Raw genomic sequence first — 18,117 nt, forward strand, 5'->3', positions numbered from 1 at the left:
GCAACCCGGAGCTGCTGCCGACCCTGCAGAGCAACGACCCGGCCCGCATCGCCGCGCTGGAGAAGACCCTCGCGCAATGGCACCTGGACGGCCTGGTGGATGTCCACCTGAACGCCAACGGCCAGGCCGTGCAGGACACACAACGTCCCGGCCCGCTGAACTACGCGGCGCTGGACATGCTGCACCGCGTCGAGGGCGGCCAGAGCGTCGCCCCGGAGGCCTACAAGGTCGGCCAGCGCTGGCTGGTGTACAGCGCCACCGCGCTGCGCGCCGCGGACAACTCGATCCAGGGCAGCCTGCTGCTGGTGGTCGACCTGCAGCGCCTGCTGAACGGCCTGCCGCCGATGCCCGCCGATATCGGCCAGCTGCGTCTGGCACAGCAGTTCGGCAATTCGCCGGCGCAGGTGCTGCTGCAGTCCGGCCAGGCCGCCGACGAGCAGGCGCAAGCGCTGAGCAGCGGCAATCCGAACTGGAAGCTCGACTTCACCGCCGGCCCGGCCCTGGTCGCCCCGCTGTATTCCCCCGCGCTGCTGGGCCTCGCCGGCCTGCTCGCGCTGGTCGGCGCGCTGTTCGGCGTGTACCTGGCGCAGAGCGGCCTGCAGCGCCGCGTGACCAGGGACGCCCAGGCCCTCGGCCAGTTCGCTCAGGAACTCGCCGGCCAACGCACTGCCAAAGTCCCTGAGCTGAGCCTGCCGAGTCTGCAGGCGGTGGCTCAGGCGCTGGCCCGCCAACCACGTCGCAAGGCCGAACCCCCCGGCGCCAGCAGCCCCGATGCCCCCGCCCGTCCGGCCCCCGAGGCCGGCGCGGCGCGCGCCCCGGCTGCCGCCGAGAAGCCATTGGTCGATCCGTTGTTCCAGAACACCGATATTCTGGATATCGACATACTTGATGAAGACCAGGACCTCCTGGGATTGGAGCAAACCACCGCTATGAGCACGCCTAAAGCCCCGCAACTGCCCGCCAGCATCTTCCGCGCCTACGATATCCGCGGCGTGGTCGGCGATACCCTGACCGCCGAGACCGCCTACTGGGTGGGCCGCGCCATCGGTTCCGAGAGCCTGGCGCGCGGCGAGCCGAACGTCAGCGTCGGCCGCGACGGCCGCCTGTCCGGCCCCGAACTGGTGCAGCACCTGATCCAGGGCCTGCTCGATTGCGGCTGCAACGTCACCGACATCGGCATGGTGCCCACGCCCGTGCTGTACTACGCGGCCAACGTGCTGGAAGGCAAGTCGGGCGTGATGCTCACCGGCAGCCACAACCCGCCGGACTACAACGGCTTCAAGATCGTCATCGCCGGCGAAACCCTGGCCAACGAGCAGATCCAGGCCCTGCGCCAGCGCATCGAGAGCAACGACCTGGCCACCGGCGTGGGCAGCGCGCAGCAGCTCGACATCCTGCCGCGCTACTTCCAGCAGATCCGCGACGACATCGCCCTGGCCAAGCCGCTGAAGGTGGTGGTGGACTGCGGCAACGGCGTGGCCGGGGTGATCGCCCCGCAACTGATCGAAGCCCTGGGCTGCAGCGTGATCCCGCTGTACTGCGACGTCGACGGCACCTTCCCCAACCACCACCCGGACCCGGGCAAGCCGGAGAACCTGGAAGACCTGATCGCCAAGGTGAAAGAGACCGGCGCCGACCTGGGCCTGGCCTTCGACGGCGACGGCGACCGCGTGGGCGTGGTGACCAACGAAGGCACCATCATCTACCCGGACCGCCTGCTGATGCTGTTCGCCAAGGACGTGGTCTCGCGCAATCCGGGCGCCGACATCATCTTCGACGTCAAATGCACCCGCCGCCTGATCTCCCTGATCAGCGGCTACGGCGGCCGCCCGGTGATGTGGAAGACCGGCCACTCGCTGATCAAGAAGAAGATGAAGGAAACCGGCGCCCTGCTCGCCGGCGAGATGAGCGGCCACATCTTCTTCAAGGAGCGCTGGTTCGGCTTCGACGACGGCATCTACAGCGCCGCGCGCCTGCTGGAAATCATCAGCCAGGACAAGCGCGACGCCGAACGCGTGTTCGCCGCCTTCCCAATGGACATCTCCACCCCGGAAATCAACATCACCGTCACCGACGAGGGCAAGTTCGCCCTGATCGAAGCGCTGCAGGCCCGCGGCCAGTGGGGTGAAGCCAACCTCACCACCCTCGACGGCGTGCGCGTGGATTACCCCAAAGGCTGGGGCCTGGTACGCGCCTCCAACACCACCCCGGTGCTGGTGCTGCGTTTCGAGGCGGATTCCCAGGAAGAACTGGAACGCATCAAGGACGTGTTCCGCACCCAGCTGAAAGCGGTCGATCCCGCCCTCAGCCTGCCCTTTTGACCTGTAGCACTATGCCGGAGCCCACCATGACCCAGAGCCGCGATGACGCCGCCCAGGTTGCCCGCGTCCTTGCCGAAGCCCTGCCCTACATCCGCCGTTTCGTCGGCAAGACGCTGGTGATCAAGTACGGCGGCAACGCCATGGAAACGGACGAGCTGAAGAACAGCTTCGCCCGCGACGTGGTGCTGATGAAAGCCGTCGGCATCAACCCGGTGGTGGTTCATGGTGGCGGGCCGCAGATCGGCGACCTGCTCAAGCGCCTGTCGATCGAGAGCCACTTCATCGATGGCATGCGCGTCACCGACGCGCAGACCATGGACGTGGTGGAGATGGTCCTCGGCGGCCAGGTGAACAAGGACATCGTCAACCTGATCAACCGCCATGGCGGCAGCGCCATCGGCCTGACCGGCAAGGACGCCGAGCTGATCCGCGCGAAGAAGCTCACCGTCACCCGCCAGACGCCGGAGATGACCAAGCCGGAAATCATCGACATCGGCCATGTGGGCGAAGTCACCGGGGTCAACGTCGAGCTGCTGAACATGCTGGTGAAGGGCGACTTCATCCCGGTCATCGCGCCGATCGGCGTGGGCGCCAACGGCGAGTCCTACAACATCAACGCCGACCTGGTGGCCGGCAAGGTGGCCGAGGCGCTGAAGGCCGAGAAGCTGATGCTGCTGACCAACATCGCCGGCCTGATGGACAAGCAGGGCCAGGTCCTCACCGGCCTGACCACCGAGCAGGTCAACGAGCTGATCGCCGACGGCACCATCTACGGCGGCATGCTGCCGAAGATCCGCTGCGCCCTGGAAGCGGTGCAGGGCGGGGTGACCAGCGCGCACATCATCGATGGCCGCGTGCCCAACGCCGTGCTGCTGGAGATCTTCACCGACAGCGGCGTCGGTACCCTGATCACCAACCGCAAGCAGCGCTGATCGAGACACCCGCCAGGAGCGATCCTCGCGGGTGTTTTTCCCAGAAGCGGCTCAAGCTCTCGTCGAAGGCGAGGCCTTGAACCGCTTCCTACGGAGTTCCGCATGGCCGCGTCTCCCGTTTCCCGCAATGACTTCAGCTTCTTCCACGGCCTGCGCGTGCGCTGGTCGGAGGTCGATCCGCAAGGGATCGTCTTCAACGGCAACTACCTGACCTACGCCGACGTCGCCACCACAGAGTACTACCGCCACCTGGGCATGAACTATCCAGCCGACCTGCTGCGCGGCGGCGGCGATCTGTTCGCGGTGAAGACCACCCTGGAATACCTGGCGCCGGCACGCTTCGACGACTGGCTGGAGCTGGGCGTGCGGGTGAGCCGCCTGGGGCGCAGCAGCCTGAGCTTCCAGCTGGCGATCTGGTGCGACGAGCAGTTGCTGACGCTGGGCGAGCTGATCTACGTCTATGCCGGCGCAGACCGGACGAGCCAGCCCTTGCCGGACTGGCTGCGGGGGAAGATCAACGAATTCGAAAGGCGTTCGCCGGAGCAGTGAGCCGCAAGGCTCAGTGGGAATCGCCGAGCAATTGCGCCACGCGCGCGCGGTCAGCGGCGAAACTCGTGATGGCCTGCTCGCGCAGTTGCCGATAGCGGCCGATGTCCTGCACCAGGCGCTTCTCTTCGTCGCGCAGGTTGGACAGCTGGGCCACCAGGTCAGCGGGCACCTGGCGACCGGCGCGCTCCTGGTCGGCGGCACGGGCCTGCAGGCCGGCCTGCTGGGTCTTGAGCGCCTGCAGGTTGCCCTTGGTCACGCTGCTCAGGGCATCCAGTTCCGTCAGCTTGCGGTCACGCGCACGGTCCACATCGGTCACGCCGGTGTACAGGCGCAGCAGTTGCGCATCGGCGCTGGCGCGCGCGGCATCGACCTTGCGCTGCTCGATCTCGGCAGCCGTCGGCGCCGGCGGCACCACGCGGATCACCCGCCCCTGGTCGTTGAGCACCTCGTAGCCTTTGCCGATGTACTCCGACGGCACGCCCAGACGGTCGATGACGGTCCCGCCCTTGTCGTCGGTGTAGCGGTACATCTCGACCGGACCGCCGGGCTGTCCGGCGGCCAGCGCCTGGCCCGCGAGCATGGCCCCCAGTAGCCCCATCAATACCCTATTGCGGAAAGCACCCTGCTCGGCCATGCCCGACACCTTGTTGCGTGTTAGATACCGTATTGCGCGCGATACGCCTCGACAGCGGCCAGATGCTGTTTCAGCTGTGCATCACCGGCGAGATATTCCAGCACTTGCTCCAGCGACACAATACTGACGACCGGGATCGAAAAGTCGCGCTCGACCTCCTGGATCGCCGACAGATCGCCCTTGCCGCGCTCCTGGCGGTTCAGCGCGATCAGCACGCCGGCTGCCTGGGCACCCTGGGCGTCGATGATCTGCATGACTTCGCGGATGGCGGTGCCGGCGGTGATCACGTCGTCGATGATCAGCGCGCGCCCGCTGAGCGCAGCGCCGACCAGCGTGCCGCCCTCGCCGTGGTCCTTGGCTTCCTTGCGGTTGAAGCACCAGGGCAGGTCGCGGCCATGCTGCTCGGCCAGGGCGATCGCCGTGGCGGCTGCCAGCGGGATGCCTTTATAGGCCGGGCCGAACAGCACGTCGAAGGAAATGCCGCTGTCGACCACCGCGCTGGCATAGAAACGCCCCAGCTGGGACAGCGCAGCGCCGGTATTGAACAACCCGGCATTGAAGAAGTACGGACTGGTGCGCCCGGACTTGAGAGTGAATTCGCCGAAGCGCAGTACGCCGCGCTCGATGGCGAAGCGGATGAAATCGCGTTGATATGCCTGCATGGGAGAGAACCGGCCGGTATGAATTTAGCTAAACCGTTTGAGCTCGGGTATCATACACACACGTGATTTTGGGGGCCATTTATGCGGATCATCAGTGTGAACGTGAATGGTATTCAGGCTGCAGCCGAGCGTGGATTGCTCAGTTGGCTGCAAGCCCAGAATGCCGACGTGATCTGCTTGCAGGATACCCGCGCCTCCGCTTTCGATCTGGATGACCCGTCCTACCAACTGGACGGCTACTTCCTGTACGCCTGCGATGCCGAAGTGCCCACCCAGGGTGGCGTCGCAATCTATAGCCGTCTGCAACCCAAGGCCGTCATAAGCGGGCTGGGCTTCGAGATGGCCGATCGTTACGGGCGCTACCTGCAAGCCGATTTCGATAAGGTGAGTATTGCCACTCTCCTGCTGCCTACCGGGCAGGAAGGGGACGAGAACCTGAACCACAAGTTCAAGTTCATGGACGATTTCGCCCAGTACCTGAACAAGCAGCGCCGCAAGCGCCGCGAATACATCTATTGCGGCTCGCTGTACGTCGCGCACCAGAAGCTGGATGTGAAGAACTGGCGCGAATGCCAGCAGATGCCCGGCTTCATGGCGCCGGAGCGCGGCTGGATGGATGAAGTGTTCGGCACCATGGGTTACGTCGACGCCCTGCGCGAGGTCAATCGCGAAGGCGACCAGTACAGCTGGTGGCCGGACAGCGAACAGGCCGAGATGCTCAACCTGGGCTGGCGCTTCGACTACCAGGTGCTGACCCCGGGCCTGCGCCGCTTCGTGCGCAGCGCCAAGCTGCCACGCCAGCCGCGCTTCTCCCAGCATGCGCCGCTGATCGTGGACTACGACTGGACGCTGAGCATCTGAGTCCGCCCGTACCGCCGCGAGGCGGACAGAAAAAAGCCGGCTTCGAGCCGGCTTTTTCATGTCCGCGGTACGGCTACTTGATCGGACGCCAGGTGAAGGGGTAGCGGTATTCGACCCCCTCGTTGGCCTTGATCCCGGCGATGATGACCAGCACCAGCGCGCCGATGCTCACCAGCCCCAGCAGGAAGAAGCCGACCACCACCAGCATCAGCAGGCAGCTGAGCGCGATCGCCAGGGTCACGGTGATCTGGAAGTTCATCGCCTCCTTGCCCTGCCGGTCCACGAAGGGGTCCGACTCGCGCTTGATCTGCCAGACGATCAGCGGTCCGATCAGGTTGCCGAAGGGGAAGACGAGGCACAAGAACGCCGCGAAGTGACAGAACATCGCCCATTGCCGGGCTTCCCGGCTCGGTTCGCTGTGTTGTACCGGCAGTTCCTCGCTCATCCTCTCGCTCCTTGTCGGGCACGCCGCCCGTCGGCTCAGTCGGCCAGCGCGGCGCGCTGCAGTTCGAACAGTTCGCGCAGCCCCTGCTGCGCCAGCTCCAGCATGGCATTCAGCTCGGCCGGCTGGAAGGGCACGCCCTCGGCGGTGCCCTGGACTTCGATGAAGCCGCCGGCATCGGTCATGACCACGTTCAGGTCGGTCTCGGCGGCGGAGTCTTCCAGGTAGTCCAGGTCCAGCACCGGCTCGCCCTGGTACATGCCCACGGAAACCGCGGCGACCATCTGCTTGAGCGGGTTGCCCTTGAGCGCGCCGCGCTTCTTCAGCACGGCCAGCGCATCGATCAGCGCCACGGTGGCGCCGGTGATGGACGCGGTGCGGGTGCCGCCGTCGGCCTGGATCACATCGCAGTCGATGTACAGGGTGTTCTCGCCGAGCTTGGAGAGGTCCAGCGCGGCGCGCAGGGAGCGGCCGATCAGGCGCTGGATTTCCAGGGTGCGGCCACCCTGCTTGCCGCGCGCGGCCTCGCGCTGGTTACGCTCGCCGGTGGAGCGCGGCAGCATGCCGTATTCGGCGGTCAGCCAGCCCTGGCCCTGGCCCTTGAGGAAGCGCGGCACACCGGATTCGGCGCTGACGGTGCAGATCACCTTGGTGTCGCCGAACTCGACCAGCACGGAACCCTCGGCGTGCTTGGTGTAATGGCGGGTGATACGGATCGGGCGCAGTTGGTCGGCGGCGCGGCCACTGGGACGGTTCATCGAGGCATCCTGTACAGAGTTGCTGGCGGGGGAATGTCCGCCATTATAGAGGCCAGCGGACGGGCGCAACCACCGCCGGCGTGCGGCTGCGCGCCACGCTGGGGTACAATTACCGGTTTCCGACGACTTGTCGGGCGTTTTCTCCAGACTTCAGCGAGGTAGCTCCATGGTGCACAGCATGACCGCCTTCGCCCGCGTAGAGCGGGCCGGGACCCATGGAACGCTCAGCTGGGAGCTGCGCTCGGTCAACCACCGCTACCTCGAACCCAACCTGCGCCTGCCCGAAGCCTTCCGCGACCTCGAAGGCGCGGTGCGCGAGGCGCTGCGCCAGGGCCTGTCGCGCGGCAAGGTCGAGTGCACCCTGCGCTTCATCGAGGAAAACGCCGGCAAGCCGCTGCAGGTCGACCGCGAGCGCGCCGCGCAACTGGTCGCCGCCGCCGAGACCGTCGCCGGCCTGATCCGCCAGCCCGCGCCGCTCGACCCGCTGGCCGTACTCGCCTGGCCGGGCGTGCTGGTGGCCGACGCCGCCGATCCGCAGGCGCTCAACGCCGCCGCCATGGCCGCGTTCAACCAGGCCCTCGATGACCTCAAGGCCGGCCGCGCCCGCGAAGGCGCGGAGCTTGCGAAGCTGATCGACGAACGCCTGGCCTCGATGCTCGAAGAAGTCGCCAGCCTGCGCCAGCTGGTGCCGGAAATGCTGGCCAACCAGCGCCAGAAGATCCTCGACCGCTTCGCCGAGATGAAGGCCGAGCTCGACCCGCAGCGCCTGGAGCAGGAAATGGTCCTGCTGGCGCAGAAGAGCGACGTCGCCGAGGAACTCGACCGCCTGACCACCCACGTCACCGAAGTGCGCCGCGTGCTCAAGGCCGGCGGCGCGGCCGGGCGCCGCCTGGATTTCCTGATGCAGGAGCTCAACCGCGAGGCCAACACCCTGGGCTCCAAGGCCTTCGACCCGCGCTCCACCCAGGCCGCGGTCAACCTCAAGGTGCTGATCGAGCAGATGCGCGAGCAGGTCCAGAATATCGAGTAAACCGGGCGTTTCCCGGCTACCAACCGTCAACCGCAACTCCAGGAAAGCGCCATGTCCGGCACCCTGTACATCGTTTCCGCTCCGTCCGGCGCCGGCAAGACCAGCCTGGTCAAGGCGCTGCTCGACGCCATGCCCGCCGTGCGCGTCTCCGTCTCCCACACCACCCGCGGCATGCGCCCGGGCGAAGTGGACGGGGTGAACTACCACTTCGTCGCACGCGACACCTTCACCGCCATGCTCGAACGCGACGAGTTCCTCGAGCACGCGGAAGTCTTCGGCAACCTCTACGGCACCTCGCAGCGCTGGGTGGAGAAGACCCTCAAGGAAGGCCTCGACCTGATCCTCGAGATCGACTGGCAGGGCGCCCAGCAGGTGCGCCGGCTGATGCCCCAGGCGCAGTCGATCTTCATCCTGCCGCCGAGCCAGGAAGCCCTGCGCCAGCGCCTGACCAACCGCGGCCAGGACGCCGACGAGGTGATCGAGCGGCGCATGCTCGAAGCCGTCAGCGAGATGAGCCACTACGTCGAGTACGATCACCTGGTGATCAACGACGACTTCGCCCACGCGCTGGAGGACCTCAAGGCGATCTTCCGTGCCCGCCAGCTGCGCCAGGACGCCCAGCAGCAGCGCCATACCGAACTGCTGCAACAATTGCTGGCCTGAATGGGAAGCGCGAAGGCTCTTCCATAAAGATTGGCGATTTTTTAGACTATTCAGTCCGCCCGGTATTTTCCGGGCATTCATTTTCGTAACGAGGAACACCATGGCCCGCGTCACCGTTGAAGACTGCCTGGACAACGTCGATAACCGTTTCGAGCTGGTCATGCTCGCCACCAAGCGTTCGCGCCAACTGGCCACCGGCGGCAAGGAGCCCAAGGTGCCGTGGGAAAACGACAAGCCCACCGTGGTCGCTCTGCGCGAGATCGCTTCCGGTCTGGTGGATGCTGAAATCGTTCAGCAGGAGGACGTGGTTGAAGAAGAGCCGCTGTTCGCTGCATTCGAAGACGAGGCCAACAACGAGGCCCTGTAAGTCGATGTCGGGCCGACGAAAAGGCGCGCCGCGACGTTCTGCTCGGCAGGGGGTGAACCCATGCCGGGCATAGATGCATTCGCCGACCGACTGTCGAGTTACCTAGGCCCGGACCAGGTCAACCTGGTCCGCCGCGCCTACTACTACGCCGAGCAGGCCCATGACGGGCAGCGCCGCCGCAGCGGCGAGGCCTACGTCACCCATCCGCTCGCCGTCGCCAACATCCTCGCCGACATGCACATGGACCATCAGAGCCTGATGGCGGCCATGCTGCACGACGTGATCGAGGACACCGGCATCGCCAAGGAGGCGCTCATCGCGCAGTTCGGCGAAACCGTCGCGGAGCTGGTGGACGGGGTCAGCAAGCTGACCCAGATGAACTTCGAGTCCAAGGCCGAGGCGCAGGCCGAGAACTTCCAGAAGATGGCCATGGCCATGGCGCGCGACATCCGCGTGATCCTGGTCAAGCTGGCCGACCGCCTGCACAACATGCGCACCCTGGAAGTGCTGTCGGGCGAGAAGCGCCGGCGCATCGCCAAGGAAACCCTGGAAATCTACGCGCCCATCGCCAACCGGCTGGGCATGCACAGCATGCGCGTGGAATTCGAGGACCTGGGCTTCAAGGCCATGCACCCGATGCGCTCCGAGCGCATCCGCCAGGCGGTGAAGAAGGCCCGCGGCAATCGCCGCGAGATCGTCGGCAAGATCCAGGAATCGCTGGTCAACTGCCTCGCCCGCGAAGGCATGGAAGGCCAGGTCCTGGGCCGCGAGAAGCACCTGTTCAGCATCTACAAGAAGATGCGCGGCAAGCGCAAGGCGTTCACCGAGATCATGGACGTCTACGCCTTCCGCATCATCGTCGACAAGGTCGACACCTGCTACCGCGTGCTCGGCGCCGTGCACAACCTGTACAAGCCGTTCCCCGGCCGCTTCAAGGACTACATCGCGATTCCCAAGGCCAACGGCTACCAGTCGTTGCACACCACGCTGTTCGGCATGCACGGCGTGCCCATCGAGATCCAGATCCGCACCCGCGAGATGGAAGAGATGGCCAACCACGGGATCGCCGCGCACTGGCTGTACAAGTCCAGCGAGGACGAGTCGCCCAAGGGCACCCACGCCCGCGCCCGCCAGTGGGTGAAGGGCATCCTCGAACTGCAGCAGCGCGCCGGAAACTCGCTGGAATTCATCGAGAACGTGAAGATCGACCTGTTCCCGGACGAGGTCTACGTCTTCACGCCCAAGGGCCGCATCATGGAGCTGCCCAAGGGCTCCACGGCGGTCGACTTCGCCTACGCGGTGCACACCGACGTCGGCAACAGCTGCATCGCCTGCCGCATCAACCGCCGCCTGGCGCCGCTGTCCGAACCGCTGCAGAGCGGCGCGACGGTGGAAATCGTCACCGCGCCGGGCACCCGGCCGAACCCGGCCTGGCTCAACTTCGTGGTCACCGGCAAGGCGCGCACGCACATCCGCCACGCGCTCAAGCTGCAGCGCCGCTCCGAGTCGATCAACCTCGGCGAGCGCCTGCTGAACAAGACCCTCGCCGGCTTCGACAGCCACCTGGAGAAGATCCCGCAGGAACGCATCCAGGCCGTGCTCGCCGAGTACCGCATGGAGGTCTTCGAGGACCTGCTGGAAGAGATCGGCCTGGGCAACCGCATGGCCTACGTGGTCGCCCGCCGCCTGCTGTCCAGCGAGGGCGAGGGCGCCGCGCCGAGCAGCGAAGGGCCGCTGGCGATCCGCGGCACCGAGGGCCTGGTGCTCAGCTACGCCAAGTGCTGCACGCCGATCCCGGGCGACCCGATCGTCGGCTACCTGTCCGCCGGCAAGGGCATGGTGGTGCACCTGGAAAGCTGCAAGAACATCAGCGAGATCCGCCACAACCCGGAAAAATGCATCCAGCTCAGCTGGGCCAAGGATGTCACCGGGGAATTCAACGTCGAACTGCGCGTCGAACTGGAGCACCAGCGCGGCCTGATCGCCCTGCTCGCCACCAGCGTCAACGCCGCCGACGGCAATATCGAGAAGATCAGCATGGACGAGCGCGATGGCCGCATCAGCGTGGTCCAGCTGGTCGTCAGCGTGCATGACCGCGTGCACCTGGCCCGCGTCATCAAGAAGCTGCGCGCGCTCAAGGGCGTGAGTCGCATCACCCGCATGCGCAGCTGATCCCACCCCAAGGAGTCGACATGACCAAGAGCGTTATCCACACCGACAAGGCCCCTGCCGCCATCGGCACCTATTCCCAGGCGATCAAGGCCGGCAACACCGTCTATGTCTCCGGTCAGATCCCGCTGAACCCGCAGACCATGGAACTGGTCGAGGGCTTCGAAGAGCAGACCGTCCAGGTCTTCGAGAACCTCAAGGCCGTGATCGAAGCCTCCGGCGGCTACCTGCACGACGTGGCCAAGCTGAACATCTTCCTCACCGACCTGTCGCACTTCGCCAAGGTCAACGAGATCATGGGCAAGTACTTCACCCAGCCCTACCCGGCCCGCGCCGCCATCGGCGTCGCCGCCCTGCCCAAGGGCGCCCAGGTCGAGATGGACGCCATCGTCGTCCTGGAATAAGCGATACGGCATTCCCACGGGGCCCCAGCGGCCCCGTTCTCTTGTCTGCTAGGAGCAAACATGCGTCGCGCCCTGATCCTGAGCGCCCTGATCGGCCTGCTCACCGGCTGTGCCGGCACCCCGCCCGATCCTTCCGGCGTCTGGGTCAACCAGGCTGCCATCGACGCCGCCGGCAAGGGCGGCAAGCTGCGCGAGGCGCTGCTGGGCTACGGCCCGAACCTGGAATGGAAGATCGACACCAAGGCCAGCCAGGCCACCTTCAGCAACGGCTTCGAGCTGGGCGAAGGCCAGCTGACCCAGGTCGATCCCAGGCACTACCGCGTCGACTTCTACGGCAGCAACCAGGAAACCCTGGAACTGGACGGCAAGGAACTGGTGCAGGTGGGCAGCGACAACTGGCCCGAGCAGCGCTTCCTCCGCCCGAAGCAGCAGCCCGCCGCGCAGAGCCCGGCCGGCAGCACCTTCGAGAACGCCCTGTACGCCGCCTACCTGAGCGGTACCTGGGTGATCGAGGAAGGCCAGGGCAAGGGCAGCGAGGTGAAGTTCCTGCCCAACGGCGGCCTCGAAGGCATGCCCGGCGCCGACCGCTACGCGCTGTGCCTGGCCGGCGACTGCGCGGCCATGAGCGGCGACAACGACAGCATCTGGCTGCAACAGGGCCAGCAGGGCCGCGAATACCTGTTCGAACGCGACGGCGACACGCTGGAGCTGTTCGAAGCGGTGAACCGCGCCCAGGCCGACGAGATGCCGCAGTACGTGCCGGGCAACAAGGTCTGGACGCTGGAACGCGACTGATCCTCGGGAGCGGGCTGTATCAATGCAGCCCGCTCCACAGCAGCCACCCGCCCAGCGCCAGCAGCAGGCCGCCGCAAATCCGGTCCAGCGCCGTCACCTTGCGCTTCAGCCAGCCGCGCCAGCGCGGGCGGTCCAGCAGGCGCACCAGCAACAGGTCCCACAGCAGCACCACCGCGCCCATCCACAGCACGCAGGCGCCCAGCGCCCAGCCGGGCAGGTGGAACTGGCCGAGCACGCCGAACAGCCCGGTGTAGAAGATCGGCAGCTTCGGGTTCAGGCTGCTGGCCAGGAAGCCCTCGCGCAGCCCGCGCAGAAATCCTCCGGCGCGCTGCCGGCCCGACTCCGTGGGAATCTCCAGCTCCCGCCGCGCCAGCAGCGCCTGGCTGCCGAGCCAGACGAAATAGGCACCGCCGAGCAACTGCACCACGCGCAGCCCGCGGCTCGCCACCTCCGGCAACAGGCCGAGGACGAACAGCACCAGCAACATGCTCGCCAGATTGGCCAGGGTGATGCCCGCCGCGCAGCCGTCCGCATGCCGGCGCCCGCGCAGCAGCGCGGCGCGGATCAGCAGGAAGAAGTCCGGCCCCGGCGACAGCAGGGCGGCGAAGTGGGTGCTGGCGACCAGCGCGAAGGCGGCGAACATGGCGATCTCCCGAGAGCGGCGGAGCGGCAGTCTGGAATCGCCGGGGTCCGCCAGTCTTGGAAGAAACTCAGGTGCGCGTGGCGCGCAGGAAGCGTCCCGGGGTGACGCCGGTGAAGCGGCGGAAGGTCCCGGAGAAATGCGCCTGGTCGTAGAAACCCAGCGCCAGCGCGACCTCCAGCGGCTTCTCGCCCGCCACCAGCAGGCGCTTGGCCTCGCGGACGCGGCGCTGCAGCAGGTAGGTGTGCGGCGGCACGCCGTAGGCCGTGCGGAAGGCCTCGATCAGGTGGCGCGGATGGCGCTGCAGCAGGGCCGCCAGCTCGTCGAGGCTCACGGCTTCGCGGTAGTGCGCCTCCAGGTAATCGCGCAGGCGCGCGGTGACGCCACCGTCGCGGGACGCCGAGGGCGCCGCGCGCAGGCCGCCGTGGCGGACGAACACCAGTTCCAGCAGCGCCAGCAGTTCGCTCTCCAGCGCCAGCGCATCGTTGCGCTCGAACTCCGTGACCACGCGCTTGAGCGCCGCCGCCACCTGGCCGTCGTCAGGCGGATTGAGCGCCTGGAAGCCGCGCGGCAACTGCTTGCGCCCGAGCAGCGGCAGCAGGCGCGCTTCCTCGATGTAGAGCATGCGGTAGATCAGCCGCTCCGACTCGGCATTGCCGGTGTGCGGCTCCTCCGGGTTCATCAGCGACAGGGTGCCGGCGGGCAGCACGTGGTGCGTGCCGCGGCACTGGTAGCCGCCGGCACCGTGGAGGATGGCGCCGATGGCGAAGGCATCGTGGCTGTGACGGCCGAACGGCTGGCCGGAGAAGTCCGCATGGAACAACTCCACCCCCGGCAACCAGGGGCGCGCCAGCAGCCGGTTGGCGTCCATCTCAGTCGTCCTTGCCGGCGAGGATCGCCGCGTAGCCGTCGCGGAAGCTCGGGTAGCGCGGCGCCCAGCCCAGCGCGCGGGCGCGGGCGTTGCTGCAGCGCTTGCTGCCGGCGCGGCGCACGCTCTGCTCGTCGGACCAGCGGCTGACGCCCATCTGCTCGCGCAGCCAGGCGACCACGTCGTGCAGCGCCGCCGGGTCGTCATCGACGCCGAGGTAGCAGTCTTCCAGCGCTACGCCGCTGCGGTCGGCTTCCAGCAACGCGGCCAGCAGGCTGGCGGCGTCCTCGGCGTGGATGCGGTTGGCGTACAGCGGCGGCTCGCTGGCCACCCGGTAGCCGTCGCGCACCTGCTTGAGCAGCCATTCGCGGCCGGGGCCGTAGATGCCGGTCAGGCGCACCACGCTGGCGGGAATGCCGCTCCGCAGCGCCAGCCGCTCGGCTTCGAGCATCACGCTGCCGGAATAGCTCTGCGCCTCGGCCGGGGACGTCTCGTCGATCCACTCGCCGTCGCGCTGGGCATACACGCTGCTGCTGGAGACGAACAACAGGCGCCGGGGCACCTGCCCGCGCTGCTGCAGCCAGCCGAGGGTGTTGCGCAGGCCGTCGACGTAGGCGGTGCGGTAGCCGGCTTCGTCGTGCTGGGTCGCGGCCGCGCAGAACACCAGGTAATCCAGCCTGCCCACCGGCCAGGTGTCCGGACATTCGAGCTGCGCCAGGTCGCCGGCCACCGGCAGCACCTCGAAGGGCAGCGCGGCGATGTTGCGGCGCAGGCCGTGGACGCGCCAGTCGCGCGCCGCCAGTTGCCGCCCCAGACGGCTGCCGACGTCGCCGCATCCGACGATCATCAGGCTCGGGAAGGTGCTCGTGCTCATGCTCGGCTCCGTGAATCGGGGCAGCGAGTTTAGCGCGGTTGGTTCGCGGCGGTGCAGCCGCTATGCTTGGGCCACCTCAACGGATTAGTCGCCATGACCCTCACCGAACTGCGCTATATCGTCACGCTTGCCCAGGAGCAACATTTCGGCCGCGCCGCGGAGCGCTGCCACGTCAGCCAGCCGACCCTCTCGGTCGGCGTGAAGAAGCTGGAAGACGAGCTCGGCGTGCTGATCTTCGAGCGCAGCAAGAGCGCCGTGCGCCTGACCCCGGTGGGCGAAGGCATCGTCGCGCAGGCGCAGAAGGTGCTGGAGCAGGCGCAGGGCATCCGCGAACTGGCGCAGGCCGGCAAGAACCAGCTGACCTCGCCGCTGAAGGTCGGCGCCATCTACACCATCGGCCCGTACCTGTTCCCGCACCTGATCCCGCAGCTGCACCGGGTCGCCCCGCAGATGCCGCTGTACATCGAGGAAAACTTCACCCACATCCTGCGCGACAAGCTGCGCACCGGCGAGCTGGACGCGATCATCATCGCCCTGCCGTTCCAGGAAGCCGACGTGCTGACCCTGCCGCTGTTCGACGAGCCGTTCTACGTGCTGATGCCCGCAGACCACCCGTGGACGACCAAGCCGAGCATCGATGCCGAACTGCTCAACGACAAGAGCCTGCTGCTGCTGGGCGAAGGCCACTGCTTCCGCGACCAGGTGCTGGAAGCCTGCCCGACCACCCGCAAGGGCGACGAGAACAAGCACACCACGGTGGAATCCAGCTCGCTGGAAACCATCCGCCACATGGTCGCCTCGGGCCTGGGCGTGTCGGTGCTGCCGTTCTCCGCGGTGGACAGCCACCACTACGCACCCGGGGTGATCGAGGTTCGCCCGTTCACCGCGCCGGTGCCCTTCCGCACCGTCGCCATCGCCTGGCGCGCCAGCTTCCCGCGGCCGCGCGCCATCGAGGTGCTGGCCGACTCGATCCGCCTGTGCTCGGTCGCCAAGCCGACCGTCAAGGGTGAAGCCGAGCCGGCATGACCGAGCTGTCGAACGTTCCGGTCACCGCGCTCAAGGGCGTGGGCGCGGCGCTGGAAGAAAAACTGGCGAAGGTCGGCCTGGAAAACCTCCAGGACATCCTCTTCCACCTGCCGCTGCGCTACCAGGACCGTACCCGCATCACCCCCATCGGCGCGCTGCGGCCGGGGCAGGATGCGGTGGTCGAAGGCGTGGTCTCCGGCGCCGACGTGGTGATGGGCAAGCGCCGCAGTCTATTGGTGCGCCTGCAGGACGGCACCGGCACCCTCAGCCTGCGCTTCTACCACTTCAGCCAGGCGCAGAAGGAAAACCTCAAGCGCGGCACGCACCTGCGCTGCTACGGCGAAGCGCGCCCCGGCGCCTCGGGCCTGGAGATCTACCACCCGGAATACCGCTCGCTCACCGACGCCGCCGCGGCGCCGGTGGAGCAGACGCTCACGCCGATCTACCCGACCACCGAAGGCCTCACCCAGCAGCGCCTGCGCCAGCTCAGCGAGCAGACGCTGCAGCGCCTGGGCCCGTCGAGCCTGCCGGACTGGCTGCCGGCGGAACTGGCCCGCGACTACCGCCTCGGCCCGCTCGACGAGGCCATCCGCTACCTGCACCGGCCGCCGCCGGACGCCGACCTGGAAGAACTTGCCGAAGGCCGCCACTGGGCGCAGCACCGCCTGGCCTTCGAGGAGCTGCTGACCCACCAGCTGTCGCTGCAGCGCCTGCGCGAAAGCGTGCGCTCCCAGGCCGCGCCGCAGCTGCCGCCGGCCAGGCGCCTGCCGCCGCTGTACCTGAAGAACCTCGGCTTCAAGCCCACCGGCGCGCAGCAGCGGGTCGGCGCGGAAATCGCCTACGACCTGGCGCAGCCCGAACCCATGCTGCGCCTGGTGCAGGGCGACGTGGGCGCCGGCAAGACGGTGGTCGCCGCCCTCGCCGCGCTGCAGGCGCTGGAAGCCGGCTACCAGGTGGCGCTGATGGCGCCGACCGAGATTCTCGCCGAGCAGCACTTCCTCAACTTCAGCAAGTGGCTGCAGCCGCTGGGCATCGAGGTCGCCTGGCTGGCCGGCAAGCTCAAGGGCAAGGCCCGCGCCGCCGCGCTGGAACAGATCGGCGGCGGCGTGCCGATGATCGTCGGCACCCACGCGCTGTTCCAGGACGAAGTGAAGTTCAAGCGCCTGGCCCTGGTGATCATCGACGAGCAGCACCGCTTCGGCGTGCAGCAGCGCCTCGCCCTGCGCCAGAAAGGCGTGGACGGCCGGCTCTGCCCGCACCAGCTGATCATGACCGCCACGCCCATCCCGCGAACCCTGGCGATGAGCGCCTACGCCGACCTGGACACCTCGATCCTCGACGAACTGCCGCCCGGCCGCACCCCGGTGAACACCGTGCTGGTGGCCGACAGCCGCCGCATCGAGGTGATCGAGCGGGTGCGCGCCGCCTGCCGCGAAGGGCGCCAGGCCTACTGGGTCTGCACGCTGATCGAGGAATCGGAAGAGTTGACCTGCCAGGCTGCGGAAACCACCTACGAGGAACTGTCCTCGGCGCTGGGCGAACTGCGCGTCGGCCTGATCCACGGGCGCATGAAGCCGGCGGACAAGGCCGTGGTGATGGAAGCCTTCAAGGAAGGGATGCTGCAGCTGCTGGTGGCGACCACGGTGATCGAGGTCGGCGTGGACGTGCCCAACGCCAGCCTGATGATCATCGAGAACCCCGAGCGCCTCGGCCTCGCCCAGCTGCACCAGCTGCGCGGCCGCGTCGGCCGGGGCAGCGCGGCGAGCCATTGCGTGCTGCTCTACCACCCGCCGCTGTCGCAGATCGGCCGCGAACGCCTGGGGATCATGCGCGAGACCTGCGACGGCTTCGTCATCGCCGAGAAGGACCTGGAGCTGCGCGGCCCCGGCGAGATGCTCGGCACCCGCCAGACCGGCCTGCTGCAGTTCAAGGTCGCCGACCTGATGCGCGACGCCGACCTGCTGCCGGCGGTGCGCGATGCCGCCCAGGCGCTGCTGGCGCACTGGCCGCAATCGGTCAGCCCCTTGCTGGCACGCTGGCTGCGCCACGGCCAGCAATACGGGCAAGTGTGACGTAGCTCACTCTCGCCGGTCGGCTGACTGGCCGGTCACGCTCGCTAGCT

At 67.5% G+C, this 18,117-nt stretch carries 19 protein-coding genes; 12 read left to right on the forward strand and 7 right to left on the reverse strand.

Features of this window, described 5'->3' with window-relative positions; genetic code table 11:
- Positions 1–929 precede the first annotated feature (929 nt).
- The 3 genes from algC (at position 930) to AC3B6A_RS26550 (ending at position 3,802) form a co-directional block, all read left to right on the forward strand.
- Entirely contained in the window at positions 930–2,321 is a 1,392-nt protein-coding gene (gene algC / locus AC3B6A_RS26540) for a phosphomannomutase/phosphoglucomutase (RefSeq protein ID WP_488403726.1), read from the forward strand.
- A gap of 26 nt (positions 2,322–2,347) precedes the next feature.
- On the forward strand, positions 2,348–3,253 hold the full coding sequence (gene argB / locus AC3B6A_RS26545; RefSeq protein ID WP_488400075.1) for an acetylglutamate kinase: 906 nt from the start codon (positions 2,348–2,350) through the stop codon (positions 3,251–3,253).
- Between the two features lie 102 nt (positions 3,254–3,355).
- Complete coding sequence (locus tag AC3B6A_RS26550; protein WP_488400076.1) at positions 3,356–3,802, forward strand: acyl-CoA thioesterase; 447 nt, start codon at positions 3,356–3,358, stop codon at positions 3,800–3,802.
- A 10-nt stretch (positions 3,803–3,812) separates the two neighbouring features.
- On the opposite strand, the gene AC3B6A_RS26555 is transcribed toward AC3B6A_RS26550, so the two are convergent.
- Together AC3B6A_RS26555 and pyrE are read right to left on the reverse strand one after the other, a co-directional pair.
- Positions 3,813–4,400, reverse strand: a complete 588-nt coding sequence (locus AC3B6A_RS26555; RefSeq protein ID WP_488400077.1) for a DUF4124 domain-containing protein — start codon at positions 4,398–4,400, stop codon at positions 3,813–3,815.
- Positions 4,401–4,456: 56 nt separating this feature from the next.
- Positions 4,457–5,098, reverse strand: coding sequence for an orotate phosphoribosyltransferase (pyrE, locus tag AC3B6A_RS26560; RefSeq protein ID WP_488400078.1), 642 nt, complete (start codon positions 5,096–5,098; stop codon positions 4,457–4,459).
- A gap of 81 nt (positions 5,099–5,179) precedes the next feature.
- Between pyrE and crc the strand changes: the two genes are divergently transcribed.
- Complete coding sequence (gene crc / locus AC3B6A_RS26565; RefSeq protein WP_488400079.1) at positions 5,180–5,959, forward strand: catabolite repression control protein Crc; 780 nt, start codon at positions 5,180–5,182, stop codon at positions 5,957–5,959.
- A 73-nt stretch (positions 5,960–6,032) separates the two neighbouring features.
- Here the strand turns inward: crc and AC3B6A_RS26570 are convergent, their stop codons facing one another.
- On the reverse strand, positions 6,033–6,404 hold the full coding sequence (locus AC3B6A_RS26570) for a DUF4870 domain-containing protein (protein ID WP_488400080.1): 372 nt from the start codon (positions 6,402–6,404) through the stop codon (positions 6,033–6,035).
- 35 nt (positions 6,405–6,439) lie between these two features.
- Positions 6,440–7,159: a ribonuclease PH gene (rph, locus tag AC3B6A_RS26575; RefSeq protein ID WP_416751264.1), complete on the reverse strand. Its 720-nt coding sequence runs from the start codon at positions 7,157–7,159 to the stop codon at positions 6,440–6,442.
- A gap of 166 nt (positions 7,160–7,325) precedes the next feature.
- Here rph and AC3B6A_RS26580 point away from each other — a divergent pair, with 166 nt between their 5' ends.
- The 6 genes from AC3B6A_RS26580 to AC3B6A_RS26605 all read left to right on the forward strand — a co-directional run bounded on the left by AC3B6A_RS26580 (position 7,326) and on the right by AC3B6A_RS26605 (position 12,587).
- On the forward strand, positions 7,326–8,189 hold the full coding sequence (locus AC3B6A_RS26580; RefSeq protein ID WP_488400082.1) for a YicC/YloC family endoribonuclease: 864 nt from the start codon (positions 7,326–7,328) through the stop codon (positions 8,187–8,189).
- A gap of 51 nt (positions 8,190–8,240) precedes the next feature.
- On the forward strand, positions 8,241–8,852 hold the full coding sequence (gene gmk, locus AC3B6A_RS26585) for a guanylate kinase (protein WP_488400084.1): 612 nt from the start codon (positions 8,241–8,243) through the stop codon (positions 8,850–8,852).
- Between the two features lie 100 nt (positions 8,853–8,952).
- Complete coding sequence (gene rpoZ, locus AC3B6A_RS26590) at positions 8,953–9,219, forward strand: DNA-directed RNA polymerase subunit omega (RefSeq protein ID WP_488400085.1); 267 nt, start codon at positions 8,953–8,955, stop codon at positions 9,217–9,219.
- A gap of 60 nt (positions 9,220–9,279) precedes the next feature.
- The gene (gene spoT / locus AC3B6A_RS26595; protein ID WP_488400086.1) at positions 9,280–11,391 is read left to right on the forward strand and encodes a bifunctional GTP diphosphokinase/guanosine-3',5'-bis pyrophosphate 3'-pyrophosphohydrolase; all 2,112 of its coding nucleotides are present in this window, start codon (positions 9,280–9,282) and stop codon (positions 11,389–11,391) included.
- A 20-nt stretch (positions 11,392–11,411) separates the two neighbouring features.
- Complete coding sequence (gene ridA / locus AC3B6A_RS26600) at positions 11,412–11,792, forward strand: deaminase RidA (protein WP_488400087.1); 381 nt, start codon at positions 11,412–11,414, stop codon at positions 11,790–11,792.
- A gap of 60 nt (positions 11,793–11,852) precedes the next feature.
- Complete coding sequence (locus tag AC3B6A_RS26605) at positions 11,853–12,587, forward strand: putative periplasmic lipoprotein (RefSeq protein ID WP_488400088.1); 735 nt, start codon at positions 11,853–11,855, stop codon at positions 12,585–12,587.
- Between the two features lie 19 nt (positions 12,588–12,606).
- Here AC3B6A_RS26605 and AC3B6A_RS26610 read toward each other — a convergent pair whose 3' ends face one another.
- The 3 genes from AC3B6A_RS26610 to AC3B6A_RS26620 all read right to left on the reverse strand — a co-directional run bounded on the left by AC3B6A_RS26610 (position 12,607) and on the right by AC3B6A_RS26620 (position 14,969).
- Entirely contained in the window at positions 12,607–13,230 is a 624-nt protein-coding gene (locus tag AC3B6A_RS26610) for a LysE family translocator (protein WP_488400089.1), read from the reverse strand.
- A gap of 67 nt (positions 13,231–13,297) precedes the next feature.
- Positions 13,298–14,098, reverse strand: coding sequence for a helix-turn-helix transcriptional regulator (locus AC3B6A_RS26615; protein ID WP_488400090.1), 801 nt, complete (start codon positions 14,096–14,098; stop codon positions 13,298–13,300).
- 1 nt (position 14,099) lies between these two features.
- A complete protein-coding gene (locus AC3B6A_RS26620) occupies positions 14,100–14,969 on the reverse strand; it encodes an NAD-dependent epimerase/dehydratase family protein (RefSeq protein WP_488400091.1) in 870 nt (289 codons plus the stop codon).
- 93 nt (positions 14,970–15,062) lie between these two features.
- Between AC3B6A_RS26620 and oxyR the strand changes: the two genes are divergently transcribed.
- The gene (gene oxyR / locus AC3B6A_RS26625; RefSeq protein WP_488400092.1) at positions 15,063–15,995 is read left to right on the forward strand and encodes an oxidative stress transcriptional regulator OxyR; all 933 of its coding nucleotides are present in this window, start codon (positions 15,063–15,065) and stop codon (positions 15,993–15,995) included.
- Positions 15,992–18,067: an ATP-dependent DNA helicase RecG gene (recG, locus tag AC3B6A_RS26630; protein WP_488400093.1), complete on the forward strand. Its 2,076-nt coding sequence runs from the start codon at positions 15,992–15,994 to the stop codon at positions 18,065–18,067. The genes oxyR and recG overlap by 4 nt, the downstream gene beginning before the upstream one ends.
- Positions 18,068–18,117: the final 50 nt, after the last annotated feature.

It is taken from the genome of Pseudomonas sp. B12(2026), assembly GCF_057767015.1.

Excerpts from the sequence above, each read along its gene's own strand:
- algC (WP_488403726.1), top strand. The coding sequence starts at position 930 with ATGAGCACGCCTAAAGCCCCGCAACTGCCCGCCAGCATCTTCCGCGCC.
- argB (WP_488400075.1), top strand. The coding sequence starts at position 2,348 with ATGACCCAGAGCCGCGATGACGCCGCCCAGGTTGCCCGCGTCCTTGCC.
- AC3B6A_RS26550 (WP_488400076.1), top strand. The coding sequence starts at position 3,356 with ATGGCCGCGTCTCCCGTTTCCCGCAATGACTTCAGCTTCTTCCACGGC.
- AC3B6A_RS26555 (WP_488400077.1), bottom strand. The coding sequence starts at position 4,400 with ATGGGGCTACTGGGGGCCATGCTCGCGGGCCAGGCGCTGGCCGCCGGA.
- pyrE (WP_488400078.1), bottom strand. The coding sequence starts at position 5,098 with ATGCAGGCATATCAACGCGATTTCATCCGCTTCGCCATCGAGCGCGGC.
- crc (WP_488400079.1), top strand. The coding sequence starts at position 5,180 with ATGCGGATCATCAGTGTGAACGTGAATGGTATTCAGGCTGCAGCCGAG.
- AC3B6A_RS26570 (WP_488400080.1), bottom strand. The coding sequence starts at position 6,404 with ATGAGCGAGGAACTGCCGGTACAACACAGCGAACCGAGCCGGGAAGCC.
- rph (WP_416751264.1), bottom strand. The coding sequence starts at position 7,159 with ATGAACCGTCCCAGTGGCCGCGCCGCCGACCAACTGCGCCCGATCCGT.
- AC3B6A_RS26580 (WP_488400082.1), top strand. The coding sequence starts at position 7,326 with ATGGTGCACAGCATGACCGCCTTCGCCCGCGTAGAGCGGGCCGGGACC.
- gmk (WP_488400084.1), top strand. The coding sequence starts at position 8,241 with ATGTCCGGCACCCTGTACATCGTTTCCGCTCCGTCCGGCGCCGGCAAG.
- rpoZ (WP_488400085.1), top strand. The coding sequence starts at position 8,953 with ATGGCCCGCGTCACCGTTGAAGACTGCCTGGACAACGTCGATAACCGT.
- spoT (WP_488400086.1), top strand. The coding sequence starts at position 9,280 with ATGCCGGGCATAGATGCATTCGCCGACCGACTGTCGAGTTACCTAGGC.
- ridA (WP_488400087.1), top strand. The coding sequence starts at position 11,412 with ATGACCAAGAGCGTTATCCACACCGACAAGGCCCCTGCCGCCATCGGC.
- AC3B6A_RS26605 (WP_488400088.1), top strand. The coding sequence starts at position 11,853 with ATGCGTCGCGCCCTGATCCTGAGCGCCCTGATCGGCCTGCTCACCGGC.
- AC3B6A_RS26610 (WP_488400089.1), bottom strand. The coding sequence starts at position 13,230 with ATGTTCGCCGCCTTCGCGCTGGTCGCCAGCACCCACTTCGCCGCCCTG.
- AC3B6A_RS26615 (WP_488400090.1), bottom strand. The coding sequence starts at position 14,098 with ATGGACGCCAACCGGCTGCTGGCGCGCCCCTGGTTGCCGGGGGTGGAG.
- AC3B6A_RS26620 (WP_488400091.1), bottom strand. The coding sequence starts at position 14,969 with ATGAGCACGAGCACCTTCCCGAGCCTGATGATCGTCGGATGCGGCGAC.
- oxyR (WP_488400092.1), top strand. The coding sequence starts at position 15,063 with ATGACCCTCACCGAACTGCGCTATATCGTCACGCTTGCCCAGGAGCAA.
- recG (WP_488400093.1), top strand. The coding sequence starts at position 15,992 with ATGACCGAGCTGTCGAACGTTCCGGTCACCGCGCTCAAGGGCGTGGGC.